The following is a 15,548-nucleotide window of genomic DNA, read 5'->3' as shown; positions in this document are numbered from 1 at the left end:
ACCGAGCACGTTCGACGGCGTCCGGGTGTGTCGTTCCGCCGTCACGGCCGCTCGTGCAGCCTGTCTCGGAGGACTCAGACGGTTCGGAACACGCGTATCGTGTCCCGCGCCGTCGGTTCGTAAATCAGCTGGGCGAACCCGAGATCGGTGAAGACGGCCTTCCAGTCGCGGTGATACAGCGGGAACTCGTCGTCGACGTGGCTTACCGCCGCGTCCCCGCGACCGCGGTCGGGGCTGTTGCCCTCGTTTTCGGCGATGATGAGCAAGTCGTTGCTGACCCGCGCGACCGCCTCGAACACCCACGCCTCGTCGGGGTGGACGTGCTGGAGCGTCTCGACGGCATAGACGACGTCGTACTCGTCGTCCGGAACGCCGGGGAGGACGTCTTCGAGGGCGCCGGTGGTGAACGACCCCGTTTCGGCGAGCCGGGGATACGCCTCGGCCATCACCTCGAAGGCGGTGTCGTTGATATCGATGCCGGCGAGGCTCTCGTAGCCCTGCTCGCGGAGGTGTTCGAGGTGACGCCCCGACCCACACCCCAACTCGAGGATCGCAGCGTCGTCGTCGACGTAGTGTGAGAGGACGCTCGCGAGCGTCTCGCTCACCTCGTTCGGGCCGATGTCGGCGTAGTACGCGGGGGAGTACTTCCCGTCGCGTTCGGCCCAGTCCCGACGGACGTCTTCGGGGTTCATACGTGGTCGAAACGCGGTCGGGAACATAAGCGACCGCATCCGCGATGGCACGTTTCCCGGTCAGATGACGCCGAGCAACCCGACGCTCTCGAGTAGCAGCCAGCCGACGAACCCGCCGTAGAGGACGAGCATCGCCCAGGCCTCGCGGTCGGTGATCTCCATACCCGTCCGGGCGAGTGTAAAGAGAATGATCGTGGCGACGACGAGAAACGCCATCATCGGCACCGCGGCAGCGAACGACACCGGCGTCGCGCCGGCGAGGACGACGCCGGCCGGCACGGCGACCAGCAGATCGAAGACGTTGCTCCCGAGGACGTTCCCGAGCGAGACGGCCGGTTCGTCGATCCGCGCCGCCGTGACGCTTATAAGCGCGTCGGGGAGGCTCGTCGCCGCCGCCACGACGGTCAACCCCCACAGGAACGAGGGCGTTCCGAAGGCCTCGCCGAGGCCGACAGCGGCGAAGACGAGCCCCTCGACACCCGCGATAATGAGCCCGATTCCGCCGAGCAGGAGCGCCCACTCGAAGAGCAGTCCACGGCGGTCCAGCGAGATGCGCCCGACGTCGGCATCGCTTACCTCTAGGTACTGAACGAAGACGTACAGCCCATAGAGTGCGAGAAGCGACACCGCAAGCGGGCGTGTAACGCTGCCTTGGAGTCCGACGCCATCGGTGGGGTAATAAATAACTGCGAGCGCGAAGACGAGGAACAACGCGGCGACAGAAAGCATGTAGAACTGCGCTTCTTTATAAACGACGTCGCGGCCGGTGTCTAACGTCCCGTCGGACAACAGCGCGGACAGCGCCGGAATGACGAGGATGTTGAACACCGCTGACCCGACGATGACGCCGACGCCGAGTTCGAACTCGCCGTACCGTATCGTCGAGATGATCGTGCTCGCGATCTCGGGCGCGGACGACCCGACGGCGGCGAGGATCGCCCCCTGGATGAGCCTCGGGAGCCCGTAGTGCTTGGCGAGGCGTCCCGAGGCGCGTTCGAGCGCCGAGGAACCACCCCAAACGACGACCGTCCCGACGAGACCGACGGCCGCGAGCGTAGCGATCCCGGCCATCTCAGCCGAGGGTGATTTCGTCGTGGGCGGCGTTTCGGAGCGCGTCGGAGCGGCCGTGGGTCCCGGGGGCGACCGCGACCGTGTGCAGCCCGCGCTCGGCGGCGATCTCGAGGACCGGCTTGAAATCGGTGTCCCGCGAGACGACGATCACGGTGTCGATGCGCCCGGCGACGGCCGCCTCGACGGCCTCGACGGCGAGTTTCACGTCCACGTCGCCGCTCGTAGTCACGACCTCGAACCCGCGGGCTTCGGCCGCCTGGATCAGCGCGCTGCCGGCGTTCGCGTCGACGTAGACCCGCGACAGCGCAACGGTCCCCTCCTCGCGCGCCAGCGTCCGGAGTTCGTCGAGGTCGACGTCGAACTCCGGGCGGAAGACGTTCGGGCCGTCGACGAAGATCCCGACCCGCGTCTCGCGGCCGAGGAGCCGCTCGAACAGTTTCATACGCCGTCTGCGGGGCCATCGAACAAATAAATACCCACTCGGAGCCGAGAGCCGACAGCCCTACGTCCACGACCGGAGATACGACGCCTATGCGCTTCGAACTACCCGAGGACCGACGGTACCGACAGACCCACGAGTGGGCCTGTCGGACGGACGCGGGCGTTCGGATCGGTGTCACTGACTTCGCACAGGCGGAATTCGGCGACGTCGTCTTCGTCGAACTCCCCGCGGCCGGGGATTCGATCGAGGCCGACGCCGAGTTCGGCGTCGTCGAGTCGATCAAGGCCGTCTCGGACCTCTACGCTCCGGTTTCCGGGACCGTCCGTGCGGTCAACGACGCCGTCGTCGACGACCCCGAACGGCTCAACGAGGATCCCTTCGGCGAGGGGTGGCTCCTCGAGGTCGACCCGGACGACGAGTCGGGGTTCGACGACCTGCTCTCTCCCGAGGAGTATGCGGCACGGATCGCATGACAGCGCCGCAGTGAACGACCGCGTTCAGTCGTCCGAGGCGACGTGTGCGGTGAACGACCGCGTTCAGTCGTCCGAGGCGACGTGTCCGGGCCGTTCGCTGTCGGCGGTCGGCGTCACCGACTCGGGGAGGTCGGTTCGGACGTCGGCCTCCTCGCGCTCGTCGATGATGTCGGCGTAGGCGTCGGGCATCACCTTGACGAACTTTGTGAGTTCTTCCTCCCAGTTGTCCAGGATGTACTCGCCGCGATCCGAGTCGGTGTGGGCGACGTGGTTCTCCACGAGACGGCGGAGCATCGTCCGGTCTCTGTGGTCTAACTCGTCGGTCGTCGAGACCATCCCGTAGTTGACCGTCTCCTCGAAGTCGCCGTCCCGATCGAGGACGTAGGCGACGCCACCTGACATCCCGGCCGCGAAGTTCTTGCCGGTCCGACCGAGACAGGCGACGACGCCGCCGGTCATATACTCGCAGCCGTGGTCGCCGACGGACTCGACGACGGCCTTGACGCCGGAGTTCCTGACGCCGAAGCGCTCGCCCGCCATCCCGTTGATGTAGGCCTCGCCCTGTGTCGCCCCGTAGAGGGCGACGTTGCCGACGAGGATGTTCTCCTCGGGTTCGTAGGGGGCGTCGTTGGGCGTGTTGAGCACCAACCTGCCGCCCGAGAGCCCCTTGCCGACGTAGTCGTTGGCGGTGCCGGTGAGCCCCATCGTGACGCCGTCCTGGAGGAACGCCCCGAAGCTCTGGCCGGCGGTGCCACCGAAGTCGATCCGGACGGTGTCCTCGGGGAGGCCGTCGGTGCCGTGGCGCTTCGATATCTCGTTCGACAGCGTCGCGCCCACCGCACGGTTGACAGTCGAGATATCACGGTCGATGTGAACCGGTTCGCCGGACTCGATCGCCGCCTCGGCCTCCTCGATGAGGTCCCAATCGAGCGCGTCGTCGATCTCGTGGGTCTGTGGCTCGGTCTTGTATCGCTGATCGCCCGCCGGCTCCGCGAGGACCGCCGAGAGGTCCAACTTTCTGGCCCGCTCCTGTTCGACGTCGTCGCGCTGTTCGAGGGCGTCGACGCGGCCGATCATCTCCTCGACGCTCTCGAAGCCGAGATCGGCCATGATTTCGCGCAGTTCCTGGGCGATGAACGTCATGTAGTTGATGACGTGCTGTGGCTCGCCGGGGAAGCGCTTGCGGAGGTCCTCGCGCTGGGTCGCGACGCCGACCGGGCAGGTGTTCTCGTGGCACTGCCGGGCCATCACACAGCCCGACGTGACGAGCGACGCCGTCCCGAAGACGTACTCCTCGGCGCCGAGCAGCGCACCGACCGCCACGTCGTGGCCGGTCTTCATGCCGCCGTCGACGGTGACTTTGATACGGGAGCGCAGGTCCGTCGACCGCAGCATCTGGTTGGCCTCGGCGAGGCCGAGTTCCCACGGTAAGCCGGCGTTCTTGATCGACGTCTTCGGCGACGCCCCCGTCCCCCCGGAGTGCCCGGAGATGTGGACGACGTCGGCGTTGGCCTTTGCGACCCCGGCGGCGATGGTGCCAATTCCGGCCTCCGAGACCAGCTTGACGTTGATGTCCGCCTCGGGGTTGGCGGCCTTCAGGTCGTGGATGAGCTGTTTGAGGTCCTCGATCGAGTAGATGTCGTGCAGCGGCGGCGGGGAGATGAGCCCGACGCCCGGCGTCGAGTAGCGAACGTGGGCGATCATCTCGTTGACCTTCTCGCCGGGCAGGTGTCCCCCCTCGCCGGGCTTCGAGCCCTGTGCCATCTTGATTTGGATCTCGTCGGCGTTCGTCAGGTACGTCGACGTGACGCCGAAGCGGCCCGAGGCGACCTGCTTGACGCTGCACTCCTTTTCCGTGCCGAAGCGTTCGGGCGGTTCACCGCCCTCGCCGGTGTTTGATTTCCCGCCCAGACGGTTCATCGCGATGCAGTTGTTCTCGTGGGCCTCCGGCGAGATGCTGCCCAGACTCATCGCGGCCGTCGAGAACCGCTCGACGATCTCCTCGACGGGTTCGACGTCCTCGATGTCGACCGGATCGCGATCCGAGTCGAACTCGAGTAATCCCCGGAGCGTCTGGAGGTTCTCGGTCTGATCGTTCATCTGCTCGGCGAACTCCAGGTACTCCCCGTAATCGCCGCTCCGAACCGCCTTTTGAAGCGTGCCGACGGACTGGGGATTCCACTCGTGGAACATCCCGGAAGAGCGGTGTTCGTACTCGCCCTGCAGCTCGAGTCGCGGATCGTCGGCGAAGGCGACCTCGTATCGCTTCCGGAGGTCGGCGTCGATGTCGTCGATATCGGCGCCCTCCGTTCGAGCAGTCGTCCCCTCGAAGTACTCGGCGACGAAGTCCGAATCGAGACCGACGGCCTCGAAGATCTGTGCACCCTGGTAGGACTCGACCGTCGAGATGCCCATCTTGGCCATCGTCTTCAGGAGGCCGTCCTCGACGGCCCCGATGTAGGCCTCGATCGCCCGTTCCTCGTCGGCCCCGTCGGGTCCGGCGACGATGTCGGCGATCGACTGGAAGGCGAGATACGGGTTCACCGCGCCCGCGCCGTAGCCGATACAGGTCGCGACGTGGTGGACTGCGCGTGGATCGCCCGATTCGAGGACGATACCGACGTGGTTCCGGAGACCGTTCCTGACGAGGTGGTGATGGACGCCGCCGGTCGCGAGCAACGCGGGGATCGGGATCGCGTCCGGGCCGGCGTTTCGGTCGGACAACACGACGATGTCGTGTTCCTGTGCCGCGATCGTGGCCTCCCGCCTGACGTCCCGGACGGCGGTCTCGAGGTCGTCCTCGGGGTCGAACGTGATGTCGACGACCGCACTCGAGAGGTCGCCGTCGAGTCCCTTGATCGCGCCCGTCTGCGCGTCGGTGAGCACTGGGGAGTCGGCGACGAGCTGTTCGGCGTGCGCCGGCGTCTCGTCGAGGAGGTTCCGCTGGTAGCCGAGCCGCGTCTCCATCGAGGTGACGAGTTCCTCGCGGATGTAGTCCAGGGGCGGGTTCGTGACCTGCGCGAAGAGCTGCTTGAAGTACGTAAACAGCGGCCGGTTGAACTGCGAGAGGACGCTGAGCGGGGTGTCGTCGCCCATCGAGCCGACCGGGTCCTTCCCGTCGGTCGCCATCGGCTCGATGAGGTGGTTCATTTCGTCCTCGGTGTAGCCGTACAGCGCCTGTTGGGAGCGTATCGAGTCGACGGGATCCCGCGGCGCGGACTCGTCGGCGTCGGCGATGTCGTCGAGGGCGACTTGGCGCTCGTCGACCCACTCGCCGTACTTCTCCTCGACGAGGTCGTCGAATATCTCCTCGTCTGGGACGACACGTCCCTCCTCGGGATCGGCGACGAACAGCTGCCCCGGCTGGAGGCGGTCGCGGCGCTCGATCTCGCCGAAGTCGTACTCGAGGGCGCCGGCCTCGCTGGCCATGACGAGCGTGTTGTCCGTCGTCACGTCGTAGCGGCAGGGCCGAAGCCCGTTCCGGTCGAGGACGGCGCCGATCCGCGTCCCGTCGGTCGCGGCGACCAACGCCGGGCCGTCCCAGGGTTCGACGAGCGAGGCGTGGTAGTCGTACCACTCGCGGCGGTCCTCCGAGACCCGGTTGGCCTCGCCGCGCCACGCCTCGGGGATCAACATCCGGAGGGCGTGGGGCATCTCCCGGTCGCCCGCCATCAGGAGTTCGAGGGCGTTGTCGACGGAGGCGGTGTCGGACTGTTCGGGATCGTTGATGATCGGCCGCAGCGTCTCGATGTCGTCGCCGAAGTCGGGATGCTGGAGGTCGTCCTCCCGGGCCCGCATCCAGTTGATGTTGCCCTGGATCGTGTTGAACTCGCCGTTGTGGATGATGTTTCGGTAAGGGTGTGAGAGGTGCCACGCGCCGAGGGTGTTCGTCGAAAACCGGGCGTGGACCATCGCGAAGGTCGAGCGAACGCGGTCGTCGAGCAGGTCGGGGTAGTACGACGGCAACTGCTCCGCGGTCAGGAGGCCTTTATAAACGACCGTCTCGCGGTCGAGCGAGCAGATATAAAAACGGGCCGCGCCCTCGAAGGTGCGTTCCTCGACGGTCGTCTCGAGGTCGCGCCGAGCGACGTACAGCGCGCGGTCGAAGGCGTCGTCGTCGAGATCGGAGCGGACGAAACACTGGACGACGACCGGTTCGGACTCGACGGCGGTCTCGCCCAGGAGGGCGTTGTCGGTCGGCACGTCGCGCCAGGCGAACACGTCGAGACCGTGCTCGGCGAAGACGTGCTCGGCAAGGTCCTGCAATCGAGCGATCGCTTCCTCGTTCGGGGGCATGAACACCGCGCCGACGGCGTACTCGCCCGCGTCGGGCAGCTCCGGGATTTCGTCGTCGAAGAACTCGTGGGGCGTCTGAAGCAGGATGCCGGCCCCGTCGCCGGTGTTCTCGTCGGCTCCCGTCGTCCCGCGGTGTTCGAGGTTCTCGAGTAGTTCGACGCCGTCCGCTACCGTGCCGTGTGAACGCTCGCCGTCGAGGTCCATGACGACGCCGACCCCACAGTTCGCGCGGTAGTCGCCGGGGTCCGCGAGCCCGTCGGCGGTCGCAGAGCGGTCTATTGGCTCAGACATAGCCATACATAATTAGCACCGCATCAAGAGGCTTCCCCTCAAAGTATAACGGTAAGATTATTTCATACAAGGACATATAATGTAATTGATTCTGTACGCGGGGAGTACACAGCCGGGTGAGACAAAGCCCCCGGTCGAACGGAGCGTCAGCTTCAATTGCCGGGCGGAAGACGTACAGGTATGTATTCCGTCGTCGGGTGTCGAGAGTGTCACGCCCTCTGGATCGTCGAGGGGCGACCGGAGACGACGCAGTGTCCGCGCTGCCGGCGACGACACCAGTTCTCGAAGCTCCGGGCGTTCGCGGAGACGGACGCCGCCGACGACGCCGCCCGCGTCAGGAGTTCGATGCTCGCCGAGCGCGCCGACGACGGGGAGTTCGTCGACCCCGAGGCGATCGACATCGACGGGGTCGGAATGGACGACGTCGAGTATCTCTCGGCGTCCGGGCTCGATCCCGAGGCGGTGTCGGCGGCCGGGGAGCGGGCCGAACGCGGGACTCGTTCCTCCCAAAGCCGAAAGCAGACCGTCCTCGACGGACTGGCGGAGCTCGACGCGCCCACCGAGGCGGACGTCGTCGAGTACGCGAACGCGGCCGGCGTCCCCGAGTCGGCCGTCGAACGGATCTTAGAAAAGCTCCGCCGGGCCGGTGAGGTGACCCGGACGGACGGGGTGTACCGACGTCTGTGAGCCGCCGAATCAGCCGACGCCGGGGGCCACGGCCCGGCACGTTCGAGGGGAGCCGACCGTGAGCCGCGACGATGAGTATCGGTTTCAGCCGGCGGAGTTCGACGGGGAGGACGACCCACGGACGACGGGCGGCCACGCCCCGCTCGTCATCGTCGGGAGCCTCGGCGTCGGGCTCGGGCTGTTCCTCGCGGACCCGTTCGTCGATCCCGTCGGCGTCTCGGGCGTCGAACTCGACCTCGCGGTTCTCGCCGCGGTGAGCCTCTCGCTCGGGCTGCTCGTCGGGGGGATCTCCTACGCGAGACGGGGGCGGGTTCGGCTCGGGGTCGTCCACGTCGTCGGCGCGCTCGGCTGGCTGTCGGTCCTCGTCGGGACGACGCGTTCGAGCGCCGCCGCCCTCGTCGTCGGCGGCGGCGCGCTGGTGGTCGGGGCCGGGGCGTTGCTGTTTTTGACGTGGCGCTCGCGGCGGTAGAGACAGGTCCGCGGGGAGCAGGACCCACCGGGCGTCTTTTATAAACGCCCGGTCAGTATATATAAATAACGCCGAGCGTCTTCTATGAACATCCTGTCAGTGTATATAAATAACGCCGAGCGTCGCTACATGTAGCCGAGATCGCGCAGCCGTTCCATCAGGTCCTCTTTGTCCTGGGCGCGGCCGGCGCGCTCGGTCGTGTCCTCGAGGTTCTGCAGCCACGCCGGTTCCTCGTCGCTCTTTTCGGTCGAGATCTCGCTGCCGAGCGAGCGGAATCCGGCGAAGTACTTCGGCGAAACGGGGACGTCGTCGTGGGTGAGGCCGTTCGGCAGGTCGTCGTAGTCCTGAGGGACGTAGCCGTCGTCCGGGAACTCGGCGACCGTCTCGGGGACGACGTAGTACCAGAAGGCCTCCCAGACGTCGGCCTCGTCGAACTGCAGGATGGGCTGGATGCGGTCGTGCGGCGGGTAGATGTCGGGGTCGTGCCGCGGCGAAAAGAACGTCTCCTCGGCGCGGGCGTCCTGTTCGTCCCAGCGGATGCCCGAAATGATGCCGTCGATGCCGCGTTCCTCGAGGGTGTTGTTCAGCGCGACGGTCTTCAGGAGGTGGTTGCCGACGTAGGTGTCGAGCAGGAAGGGAAACGTCTCCTCGTCGTACTCGAGGATGTTCCGGATGTGGTGGCGGTTGTGCTCCGAGAGGGCGTCTATCTCGATGTCGTCGCCGGGGTCGAGACCGTGCGCGTCGACGTACTCGCCGACGTCGTCGTTGCGCGCGAACACGACGTCGAGGTCCCACTCGTCGGCCCACCGGTCGACGAACTCGAGCAGTTCGTCGAAGTGCTGGTAGTGGTCGATGAACACCGCGGGCGGGAGGTCATAGCCGTACTCCTCGGCGACCTCCTTGACGAAATACAGCGTCAGCGTCGAGTCCTTCCCGCCGGTCCACATGATCGCGGGGGTGTCGTACTCCTCGAGACCGGTCTTGACGACCTCGATCGCCTTCTCGATTTTGTCCTCCAGTTCGGGGTAGTCCGCGGCGGACTCGCCCTCGCCGTCGGCGTACGATACGTCGACGTACTCCGGGAACTCGCTCATGATGTGTAATTAGATATAATTAGGAGTGTAAAGGGCGTTTCGGGTTCGGCGAGTCTGGCGGCCGGTCACGAGGAGGCGTCGTCGGTTCCGGCAACCCGTCGCGGCTCCGGGGGCGACCGCCCGCGGACGGATCCCGACAGTATATAAATGCGCGCTGCCGAACGGACACCAACGCGACCCTGTGGCCGCCGCCGGGCGGCCGGCCGCGAACGCCCCAACCATGACCGATCAAGAACTCGGAATCACGGAGAGCAAGGAACACAGCCCCGGCGAGTGGTACGCCGAGGTCGTACAGAAGGCCGGAGTCGCCGACTACGCGCCGATGGGCGGGTTCATCGTCACGCGTCCCCGGGGGTACGCCCTCTGGGAGCGCCTGAAGAACCACCTCGACGGCTGGTTCAAAGAGACCGGCGTTCGGAACAGCTACTTCCCGATGTTCATCCCCGAATCGTACCTCGAACGGGAAAAGGACATCGTCGAGGGGTTCGATCCCGAGGTGGCGTGGGTGACCCACGGCGGCCACGACGAACTCGAGGAGCGCCTCGCCGTCCGGCCGACATCCGAGTCGATTATCGCGCCCTTCATCGCCCAGTGGGTTCGCAGCCACCGCGACCTGCCGATGCGGCTCAACCAGTGGTGTTCGGTCGTCCGCTGGGAGGCCACCGAAACGAAGCCGTTCTTCCGGACCAAGGAGTTCCTCTGGCAGGAGGGCCACACCGCCCACGCGAGCGCCGAGGACGCCTGGGCGGAGACGATGACGCGGCTCGATCAGTACGAACGCCTCTACGAGGAGGTGATGGCGATCCCCGGTCTGAAAGGCCGCAAGCCCGACCACGACAAGTTCCCCGGCGCGGAGACGACGACGACCGTCGAGGCGTTGATGCCCGACGGCAAGTCGGTCCAGGCGAGCACGAGCCACCACCTCGGCCAGTCGTTCGCGGAGGCGTTCGACATCACCTACACCGACGAGGACGAGAACGAACGGACGGCCCACACCACCTCGTGGGGGCTCTCCTGGCGCGCACTCGGCGCGTTGATAATGACCCACTCCGACGACCAGGGTCTCGTCGTCCCGCCGAAACTCGCCCCCACGCAGGTCGTCGTCGTTCCGATCTGGCAGGCCGACACCGAGACCGAGGTCACGGAGTACGCCGCCGACCTGGCGGCCGAACTCGACGGGGAATTCCGCGTCGAGTTCGACGACCGCGACGAGCGCAACCCCGGATTCAAGTTCAACGAACACGAGCTCAACGGCGTTCCGCTCCGGATCGAGGTCGGTCCCAACGAGGTCGCGGACGGCGAGGCGACCCTCGTCCACCGCCCCGACGGCGAGAGCGAGGTCGCGGACCGCGAGGCGGTCGTCGACGCGGTCGGGGACGCCCTCGATACGGTCTACGCCAAACTCTACGCCGCTGCCGAGGAGACCCTCGAAGAGAACGTTCGGGAGGCCCACGGCCGCGGCGAGATCCTCGGGACGATCGGCCGCCACGGCGGCTACGTCAAGACCGGCTGGTGCGGCGACGAGGACTGCGAGAGCGTCATCAAAGACGAGATCGCCGCCGAGATCGTCATGCTCCCGCTGGACGAGGAGGTGGAGCCGGTCCACGACACCTGCGGGATCTGTGAGGAACCGGCCGAGGAGACTGCCTACTTCGCGAAGTCGTACTGACCGGAACGCTGCCCGTCGGCGGTCAATGTTGTTGGGTTCGTCGGCACGAACGTCCGGTATGAAGCGAGCCGGCGCTCACGACGTCGACGCTCCGGGACTGCTCGAAGGCCCGATCGAGTTGCTCGCCGCGGCCGAGCTTAGGCCATCTCGTGGATGTTCTCGACGACCACGTCGGCGTACTCGCTGGTCGCGAGCTTCTCGGCGTCCTCGACTTGCCGTTCGATGTCGTAGGTAACCCTCCGGTCGACGATCGCCTGCTCGACGGCGTCGCGGACGAGGTCCGCGGCGTCGTTCCAGCCCATGAACTCGAGCATGATGCGGCCAGAGAGGATCATCGCGGTGGGGTTGACCTTGTCTTGGCCGGCGTACTTCGGCGCGGAGCCGTGGACGGGTTCGGCCAGCACGCGGCCGTCGCCGAGGTTGATCCCCGGTGCGATGCCGAGACCGCCGATCTGGGCGCCACAGGCGTCCGAGAGGTAGTCGCCGTTGAGATTCGGCAGCGCCAACACGTCGTACTGGTCGGTCCGGGTGAGGATCTGCTGGAGCATGTTGTCGGCGATGCGGTCGTTGACGACGACGGCGTCCTCGGGCTGTTCGCCGCCGCGCTCCTCCCAGAGGGTGTCCTCGGTGATGACCTCGTCGCCGTACTCCTCGCGGGCGACCTCGTAGCCCCAATCGCGGAACGCGCCCTCGGTGAACTTCATGATGTTGCCCTTGTGGACCAGCGTGACCGAATCGCGGTCGTTCTCGAGGGCGTAATCGATCGCCCGGCGGACGAGCCGCTTGGTGCCGAACTCGGTGATCGGCTTGATGCCGATGCCGACGGGGCCGTCGTGGATCGTCGAGTCGAAGCCCATCTCCTCCTCGACGAACGCCTTGACCTCTTGGACCTCGTCGGTGCCGGCCTCCCACTCGATGCCGGCGTAGACGTCCTCGGTGTTCTCCCGGAACGACACCATATCCATCTGTTCGGGGCGTTTGACCGGCGAGGGGACGCCGTCGAGGTGGTAGGTCGGACGGATATTCGTATAGAGGTCGAGTTTCTTCCGCAACGCGACGTTGAGACTGCGGAAGCCGGCTCCCACGGGTGTCGTCAGCGGGCCCTTGATCGAGACTTTGAACTCCGTGAGCGCCTCGACGGTCTCCGCGGGGAGGTTTTCATCGTAGCGTTCGCGGGCGGACTCGCCGGCGTAGGCGCGCATCCAGTTGATTTCGCGACCGGTCGCCTCCGCGGCGGCCTCCAGGACGTTCTGCGCCGCGGGACCGACGTCGGTCCCGATTCCGTCGCCGTGGATGATCGGGATGATCGGGTCGTCGGGTACGACGAGTTCGTCGTCCTCCGTTACCTCGATCTTCGAGCCTTCCGACGGCACCTCGATTTTGTCGTAGTCCATACCGAACGGTTTTGCAGGGCCCCATCAAAGGCGTACCGCTATCGTGGCGGTTCCATAACGAAAAATATTGTACGACCCGACAAGCGGCCGTCACCGCCGATTGAACGCCCCCTCCGGGGGATTCGACGTCCCCGATGCGACGGGTCGGGGAGCCGACCTTTTATACGACGGAGCGTCCGAAACGTGGTATGACGCTCGACCCGGTCCACTTCGAGGGGATCGCACGACTCGCGGGCCGGATCAGCCAGGACGTCGACTCGACGGAGCACCAGGGGGTCGCCGAGACCGTCTTCGAGGAGTTTCTCGACCCGCTGTATCACGGCGACCGTCGGATCCTCGAACCGCTCGATGGGCTGCGACGGCGGCGGATCGACATCGAAGACGCCGCGTTGCGGGAGTCGCCGTTTCCGACACAGCACGGACTCGACTCCGGGACCATCAACCCGACGACGTTCACTAACGGTCTCGTTCTCGACGTGGCCCAGGCCGCGATGGCGGCCGTCCCCTCGGAGTTGGAGTTACACCGCTCGCGCTCGGTCGTCACGACCGCACACTCGAACGACCCGACGGTCGATTGCGACGAGGACGAGTGGTCGGCGTTCGACGATGGCTACTCGCGGGGCCGCGTCCTCCAGGCCCCACGCGTCAACCGCTACGAGGAGGCGGTCGTACACGCGCTCTCGTTATACCTCGCGGAGGTATCTCACGCGACGCTGCAGGCCGAGGTCGTCGACGACCTGTTGATCCTCGACGGCCCGATCTATCCGAAGGGGCTGCTCGCGTGGGCCGACCGGCATCCCGAGCTCGCGGAACTGCTTGTCGAGGGAGAGCGCCCACGGGACGTGATCGCTCGCTACATCAGGTTGGTCGAGCGCTTCGCCGACCGCGGCGTCCCGCTGGCCGGCTTTATCAAGAACAGCGGGTCGAAGGCGATCACCCGCGCCGTCCGGGGGACGACGCGTGCGCCCTGGGTGGACGACGCGGCGTTCTTCGAGCGCGTCCTCCGGCGCACCGACGCCGATGGCGACACCCTGACCGACGAGTTGACCTTTACCAACTGGTTTCGCTCCCGCGGCGGTGTCGACGAACCCCTCTCGGCGGACGGCGACGCGCTCGGCCTCTCGCGCTCGCGCGCTCCCGAGGACTACGAGGTGACGTTTTTTTGCCTGTACGACCCCCGGAGCGAGCTCCTGTTTCGGATCGAAGCCCCGGCGGTATTCACCCGCGATCCGGACGTTCGGGAGGCGCTAACGATGCAGTTCCTCAGGGACGTCGCCCACGAGGGCGGACCGCCGCTCGCGGTCGCGAAGGCCGACCAACTCGCCCGGATCAGCCGCGAGGAGCGGGCCGCCCTGATCCGGTCGATAGAACAGCGCTTCGACGCCGACCGCGACCGGAGCTACGACGACGACCGCTGGGGACTCGTCACCTGAGGCGCCGAGGTCCGTCGTTCGATCCCGTCTCACGGCGTCGCGTCGTCGGCGCCGAGCACGACATCGACGTCTACCTCCGGGACACCGAGTCTGGCGAACTGCGTCCGGACGTGGGACGTCGCCGCCTCGATGGCCCGATCGCGGTCGGCAAACCCCCTCGGCATCGGCGACTCGAATGCGATTCGCTTCTTTTCGCCGCCGATCCGCTGGAGTTGGCCGCCGCTTTCGACCTCGTAGAAGGCGTCACAGACCCACACGTACGGTGCGTCGTCGTCGGGGGCGCCGCGGAACGTCGGCGGCTCTTCGCCGGGTTCGTACAGCGTCCCCGTCAACGCCGTTCCGCCCGCCGAGCCACGGATCCGAAGCATACCGGACGTTGGGGGAGCGCGAATAAAACGGGCGCGGCAGGTCGGCTCCGTCACCGCCCGGCGGGCTCGCCGGAGCCGCGGCTCGCGTTTCCTACCGGACTCCGACGTCCCGGACGGTCCTGACGTTGAGCCCCGTCCGAGCGCCGTTGTGGCGGTACTCGACGTAGACGAGGCGGTCGTCGTACGCGTCGAGCGGCAACAGGTACGTCGACTCGTCGGCAAAGCCCAGCCAAAAGACGATATCGGAGTCGCCGGGCGTCTCCTCTATGACTCTGACCTCGACGACGTCACCGTTCTCGCCGCGCTCTTTGGTCTCGTGGACCTCGCCTTTGAGCCGGCGTGAGGTCTTTCCGACGGAGACGAAGAGGTTCACTGTCGCGCCAACACACACGTCACGCAGTTCGTTCGGGACCCGGAGCATGGCAGTTCTCAAAGATGCCTCTACCCGGACGTGGGGAGCGGGGGGATTTATATTTCCGTCAGACTCGGCCGGTGAGTCGCGGGCGCTCCGGGGTGGCGGCCGCGGCGGAGCACCTCGTTGCGAGGGACCGACTGACGGCGACGGACACCCGGTCAGGGCCGTCGCGCCGACAGCAGGTCCGCAGTAATCCGGTCGACGGCGACCTCGGCGGCCACTGCCGGCGGGTAGATGATGTTGTCGACGTGTCCCAGGTGGGCGTAGTCCTGTTCGCCGTCGTGGGCGATGCGGGCCATCGTGCGGGTATTCTCCGACAGCTCTTTTGTGAGCTCACACACCGCGAGGTTCGTCGCCGTGTCGTTCGTGACGCCCAACACCGCGTCTGCAAGCGCCGGGTTCGCCGCCTCGAACACGTCGAGGTCGGTGCCGTCGCCCTCGATTACGTCGCTCGCCAGGTGGTTTGGGAAGTTCTCGCACTGTTCGGCGTCCCGTTCGATCACCGAGATCGTGTGCCGGCTGGGGTTCAGTTCCACCGCAGTGTGGCGGCCGACGCGGCCGCCGCCGACGATGATTATGTGATCGCTCATTATTGGTCGTCTCTCGTAAATAAAGCCGTGTTTGGTGTATATAAGGCCCATCCACCGCCCAAATATTACCAGTATATATGATTTTCCCGGCAGTATCGAAACGGCTGGTGTCGCTACATCGTCCGTCCGGACGTACCGTGGGACAGCGCCCGGACGAAAAGCCG

At 66.4% G+C, this 15,548-nt stretch carries 14 protein-coding genes; 5 read left to right on the top strand and 9 right to left on the bottom strand.

Annotated features, from left to right (window positions below; genetic code table 11):
• Positions 1-74 precede the first annotated feature (74 nt).
• Genes NMLP_RS09435 through NMLP_RS09425 form a run of 3 tightly spaced genes read right to left on the bottom strand, consistent with a single transcriptional unit; the run spans position 75 to position 2,205 of the window.
• The gene (locus NMLP_RS09435) at positions 75-692 is read right to left on the bottom strand and encodes a class I SAM-dependent methyltransferase (protein WP_015409884.1); all 618 of its coding nucleotides are present in this window, start codon (positions 690-692) and stop codon (positions 75-77) included.
• A 60-nt stretch (positions 693-752) separates the two neighbouring features.
• Entirely contained in the window at positions 753-1,763 is a 1,011-nt protein-coding gene (locus NMLP_RS09430) for a sodium:calcium antiporter (protein ID WP_015409883.1), read from the bottom strand.
• A gap of 1 nt (position 1,764) precedes the next feature.
• Positions 1,765-2,205 carry an NYN domain-containing protein gene (locus tag NMLP_RS09425; RefSeq protein ID WP_015409882.1) on the bottom strand — a complete coding sequence of 147 codons (441 nt, stop codon included), beginning with the start codon at positions 2,203-2,205 and terminating at the stop codon, positions 1,765-1,767.
• Between the two features lie 89 nt (positions 2,206-2,294).
• Between NMLP_RS09425 and gcvH the strand changes: the two genes are divergently transcribed.
• Positions 2,295-2,678 (top strand): glycine cleavage system protein GcvH, encoded by a 384-nt coding sequence (gcvH, locus tag NMLP_RS09420; RefSeq protein WP_015409881.1) that lies wholly within the window; start codon positions 2,295-2,297, stop codon positions 2,676-2,678.
• 63 nt (positions 2,679-2,741) lie between these two features.
• Here the strand turns inward: gcvH and gltB are convergent, their stop codons facing one another.
• Entirely contained in the window at positions 2,742-7,265 is a 4,524-nt protein-coding gene (gene gltB, locus NMLP_RS09415; protein WP_015409880.1) for a glutamate synthase large subunit, read from the bottom strand.
• Positions 7,266-7,445: 180 nt separating this feature from the next.
• Here gltB and NMLP_RS09410 point away from each other — a divergent pair, with 180 nt between their 5' ends.
• Together NMLP_RS09410 and NMLP_RS09405 are read left to right on the top strand one after the other, a co-directional pair.
• Positions 7,446-7,952 (top strand): DUF5817 domain-containing protein, encoded by a 507-nt coding sequence (locus tag NMLP_RS09410; RefSeq protein WP_015409879.1) that lies wholly within the window; start codon positions 7,446-7,448, stop codon positions 7,950-7,952.
• 58 nt (positions 7,953-8,010) lie between these two features.
• On the top strand, positions 8,011-8,421 hold the full coding sequence (locus NMLP_RS09405; RefSeq protein ID WP_015409878.1) for a hypothetical protein: 411 nt from the start codon (positions 8,011-8,013) through the stop codon (positions 8,419-8,421).
• 125 nt (positions 8,422-8,546) lie between these two features.
• On the opposite strand, the gene NMLP_RS09400 is transcribed toward NMLP_RS09405, so the two are convergent.
• Complete coding sequence (locus NMLP_RS09400; protein WP_015409877.1) at positions 8,547-9,515, bottom strand: phosphoadenosine phosphosulfate reductase family protein; 969 nt, start codon at positions 9,513-9,515, stop codon at positions 8,547-8,549.
• Between the two features lie 220 nt (positions 9,516-9,735).
• Between NMLP_RS09400 and proS the strand changes: the two genes are divergently transcribed.
• Entirely contained in the window at positions 9,736-11,184 is a 1,449-nt protein-coding gene (gene proS, locus NMLP_RS09395) for a proline--tRNA ligase (protein ID WP_015409876.1), read from the top strand.
• A gap of 137 nt (positions 11,185-11,321) precedes the next feature.
• Here proS and icd read toward each other — a convergent pair whose 3' ends face one another.
• Positions 11,322-12,578, bottom strand: coding sequence for an isocitrate dehydrogenase (NADP(+)) (icd, locus tag NMLP_RS09390; protein ID WP_015409875.1), 1,257 nt, complete (start codon positions 12,576-12,578; stop codon positions 11,322-11,324).
• Between the two features lie 188 nt (positions 12,579-12,766).
• Between icd and NMLP_RS09385 the strand changes: the two genes are divergently transcribed.
• Positions 12,767-14,011, top strand: a complete 1,245-nt coding sequence (locus tag NMLP_RS09385; protein ID WP_015409874.1) for a DNA double-strand break repair nuclease NurA — start codon at positions 12,767-12,769, stop codon at positions 14,009-14,011.
• A gap of 29 nt (positions 14,012-14,040) precedes the next feature.
• Here the strand turns inward: NMLP_RS09385 and NMLP_RS09380 are convergent, their stop codons facing one another.
• From NMLP_RS09380 to NMLP_RS09370, 3 genes are all read right to left on the bottom strand, one after another.
• A complete protein-coding gene (locus NMLP_RS09380) occupies positions 14,041-14,379 on the bottom strand; it encodes a DUF7113 family protein (protein WP_015409873.1) in 339 nt (112 codons plus the stop codon).
• 91 nt (positions 14,380-14,470) lie between these two features.
• Positions 14,471-14,800 (bottom strand): hypothetical protein, encoded by a 330-nt coding sequence (locus NMLP_RS09375; protein WP_015409872.1) that lies wholly within the window; start codon positions 14,798-14,800, stop codon positions 14,471-14,473.
• 152 nt (positions 14,801-14,952) lie between these two features.
• Entirely contained in the window at positions 14,953-15,384 is a 432-nt protein-coding gene (locus tag NMLP_RS09370; RefSeq protein ID WP_015409871.1) for a potassium channel family protein, read from the bottom strand.
• Positions 15,385-15,548 lie beyond the last annotated feature (164 nt).

The organism is Natronomonas moolapensis 8.8.11, assembly GCF_000591055.1.
Taxonomy (GTDB): domain Archaea; phylum Halobacteriota; class Halobacteria; order Halobacteriales; family Haloarculaceae; genus Natronomonas; species Natronomonas moolapensis.
The sequence above is the reverse complement of the archived record's forward strand: the minus strand, read 5'-3'. Positions and strand labels throughout refer to the sequence as shown.

What these genes read in the sequence shown, in the direction of transcription:
- NMLP_RS09435 (WP_015409884.1), bottom strand. Translation starts at nt 692, where the DNA reads ATGAACCCCGAAGACGTCCGTCGGGACTGGGCCGAACGCGACGGGAAG.
- NMLP_RS09430 (WP_015409883.1), bottom strand. Translation starts at nt 1,763, where the DNA reads ATGGCCGGGATCGCTACGCTCGCGGCCGTCGGTCTCGTCGGGACGGTC.
- NMLP_RS09425 (WP_015409882.1), bottom strand. Translation starts at nt 2,205, where the DNA reads ATGAAACTGTTCGAGCGGCTCCTCGGCCGCGAGACGCGGGTCGGGATC.
- gcvH (WP_015409881.1), top strand. Translation starts at nt 2,295, where the DNA reads ATGCGCTTCGAACTACCCGAGGACCGACGGTACCGACAGACCCACGAG.
- gltB (WP_015409880.1), bottom strand. Translation starts at nt 7,265, where the DNA reads ATGTCTGAGCCAATAGACCGCTCTGCGACCGCCGACGGGCTCGCGGAC.
- NMLP_RS09410 (WP_015409879.1), top strand. Translation starts at nt 7,446, where the DNA reads ATGTATTCCGTCGTCGGGTGTCGAGAGTGTCACGCCCTCTGGATCGTC.
- NMLP_RS09400 (WP_015409877.1), bottom strand. Translation starts at nt 9,515, where the DNA reads ATGAGCGAGTTCCCGGAGTACGTCGACGTATCGTACGCCGACGGCGAG.
- proS (WP_015409876.1), top strand. Translation starts at nt 9,736, where the DNA reads ATGACCGATCAAGAACTCGGAATCACGGAGAGCAAGGAACACAGCCCC.
- icd (WP_015409875.1), bottom strand. Translation starts at nt 12,578, where the DNA reads ATGGACTACGACAAAATCGAGGTGCCGTCGGAAGGCTCGAAGATCGAG.
- NMLP_RS09385 (WP_015409874.1), top strand. Translation starts at nt 12,767, where the DNA reads ATGACGCTCGACCCGGTCCACTTCGAGGGGATCGCACGACTCGCGGGC.
- NMLP_RS09380 (WP_015409873.1), bottom strand. Translation starts at nt 14,379, where the DNA reads ATGCTTCGGATCCGTGGCTCGGCGGGCGGAACGGCGTTGACGGGGACG.
- NMLP_RS09375 (WP_015409872.1), bottom strand. Translation starts at nt 14,800, where the DNA reads ATGCTCCGGGTCCCGAACGAACTGCGTGACGTGTGTGTTGGCGCGACA.
- NMLP_RS09370 (WP_015409871.1), bottom strand. Translation starts at nt 15,384, where the DNA reads ATGAGCGATCACATAATCATCGTCGGCGGCGGCCGCGTCGGCCGCCAC.